3 protein-coding genes are annotated in these 2,324 nt (G+C 69.3%); all 3 read left to right on the forward strand.

The annotated features are described in order from the left end of the window. Positions 1 to 274: rod-binding protein (locus BGO22_RS11345; protein WP_286850902.1), on the forward strand; the 274-nt coding region annotated here is incomplete at its 5' end. Further along, positions 271 to 1,644 carry a flagellar hook-associated protein FlgK gene (flgK, locus tag BGO22_RS11350; RefSeq protein WP_286850903.1) on the forward strand — a complete coding sequence of 458 codons (1,374 nt, stop codon included), beginning with the start codon at positions 271 to 273 and terminating at the stop codon, positions 1,642 to 1,644. The genes BGO22_RS11345 and flgK, both read left to right, overlap by 4 nt. Positions 1,645 to 1,660: 16 nt before the next feature. Next, positions 1,661 to 2,324 (forward strand): flagellin N-terminal helical domain-containing protein (locus tag BGO22_RS11355; RefSeq protein ID WP_286850905.1); only part of this gene is annotated, 664 nt, incomplete at its 3' end.

The following is a 2,324-nucleotide window of genomic DNA, read 5'->3' on the forward strand; positions in this document are numbered from 1 at the left end:
GATGCTCAAGCAGATGCGCCAGGCCACGCAGGCCCTGGCGGGTGAGGACAGCCCCTTCAAGGACCGCATCCACCAGGACATGCTGGACATCGCCGACACGCAGGTGGCCGACGCCATGGCGCGCCAGCGCGCCTTCGGCATCGCCGACGTGATCCTGCGCCAGCTCCTGCCGCCCGCCATGCCCGTGCCGCTTAAGTCCGGCGCTGATCCGGTCGCCCTGTCAGGGCAAGGCGCGGGCGCTTCGCCCGCCGACGCCACCGGGCCCACACCATGAAGATCCAGCAGATCGCCCTGAGCGGCGCGATGGCCGCGCAGGCCGCCCTGAACACCACCAGCCACAACGTCGCCAACGCGATGACGCCCGGCTTCACCCGCCAGGGCGCACTGTTCTCGGCCGTGGGGCCCACGGCGGCCGGCGCGGCCGGCAGCGGCAATGGCGTGCGCGTGCCCTCGCTCATTCGCTTCAGCGACGGCTACAAGAGCCACCAGCTCTGGTCGGCCGCGTCCGAGCTGGGCCGCCACGAGACCGTGCAGCCTTACCTGAAGCAGATCGAGCAGGTGATGTCGGGCGAGGGTTCCAGCCTCAACAAGGGCCTGGACGCCTTCTTCGGCGCGCTCAACGCCGCCAGCGTGGACCCGAACTCGGCGCCGCTGCGCCAGCAGATCATCACCGAGGCCGAGGCGCTCGCGCAGCGCTTCAACGGCCTCAACCAGGTGCTGCTCAACCAGCGCCTCTCGATCGGCCAGCAGCGCGGGGCTTCGGTCACGCAGATCAACAACCTGGCGGAACAGATCGCCCGGCTCAACGGCGAGATCACCGCCGCCGAGTCGATCAACGTCAATCCCTCGGGCCTGGTCGACGAGCGCGACCTGCGCATCGACGAGCTGTCCCAGCTGGTGGGCCTGTCGGTGGTGGACCAACCCGACGGTTCGCGCAGCGTCTCGCTCAAGTCCGGCGTGCCGCTCGTGGCGGGCGGGGTGGCGGGCCGCATGGCGCTCGTGAACCAGCTCGACGGATCGCAGGCCATCGAGGTGGCCTTCGCCAAGGAGTCGTTCAAGGTGCGCACCGAGGGCCTGGCGGGCCAGCTCGGTGGCCTTTACGAGTTCGAGGACGGCGTGCTCATGCCCACGGTGGCCTCGATTGCCTCGCTGGCCGAGGAGCTGGCCACCCGGGTGAACGGCCAGCTGGCGGCGGGCTTCGCGCCCGACGGTTCGCCCGGCACCGACCTGTTCGTCTTCAACGGCGCCAACGGTCTGCTCTCGGTGCGCCCGGGCGTCACGGGCGATGAACTGGCGTTCTCCAGCGATCCGCTGCAGGCGGGCAACAGCGACAACCTGCTGGCGATCATCGGCCTGCAGAACCAGTCGGTGCCCATCGCCGGCCTGGGCACGGTGCGCATGGGCGACGTCTACACCCAGCTGCTCGGCGGCATCGGCATTCGCAGCCAGCAGTCCCAGGCCTCGTTCGACACGGCCAAGACCGTGCGCGACCAGGCGCAGCAGAGCTGGGCGTCCACCAGCAGCGTCAACACCGACGAGGAAGCCATCAACCTCGTGCAGTACCAGCAGATGTACACCGCCAACATGAAGGTGATCCAGGTCGCGGGCGAGCTGTTCGACGCGGTCATCGGGTCGCTGCGCTGAGCCAAGGGAGCCGGACATGCGCATCGCCAGCAACCAGTTCCACATCACCATGAGCACCTCGCTGCAGGCGGCCACGGCGCGCGTCGAGAAGGTGCTCACGCAGATGGCCTACGGCCAGCGTGTGCTGCTGCCGTCCGACGACCCGATCTCCAGCGTCCGCCTGGCGCGGCTGGACCGCGAGGAGGCCGCCCTCAGGCAGTACCGCGACAACGTGGGTTCCCTCATGTCGCGCCAGCGCCAGAGCGAATCCATCCTGGACAGCATCAGCAACGACATGCTGCAACTGCAGGACCTGCTGCTGTTCGCCGCCGACGGCTCCAACAGCAGCGCCGATGTGAACGCCGTCTCGGGATCGCTCGAGTCGCTGCGCGACAGCGTGCTGGCTTTCGCGAACACGCGCGACCAGGAGGGGCGCTACCTGTTCTCCGGCACGGCCAGCCTGTCTCCCACCATCAGCTTCGATCCCGCCGCCGCGCCCGGCGCGCGCTACACCTTCACCGGCAATACGCAGCAGCAGATGGTGGTGGTGGGCGAGGGCATCACGCAGCCCGCCAATACCTCGCTCGACGACCTGGCCGCGATGCTCAACCAGCTCGATCTCACCATCGTGGACCTGAGCGCCCCCGGCGTGAACCTGAGCGACCCGGGCGTGCGCGGGCGCCTGGTCGCCACCACCGACC

Origin of the sequence: Hydrogenophaga sp. 70-12, assembly GCF_001897365.1 — a bacterium.
GTDB classification, from domain to species: domain Bacteria; phylum Pseudomonadota; class Gammaproteobacteria; order Burkholderiales; family Burkholderiaceae_C; genus Hydrogenophaga; species Hydrogenophaga borbori.

Excerpts from the sequence above, each read along its gene's own strand:
- flgK (WP_286850903.1), top strand. The coding sequence starts at position 271 with ATGAAGATCCAGCAGATCGCCCTGAGCGGCGCGATGGCCGCGCAGGCC.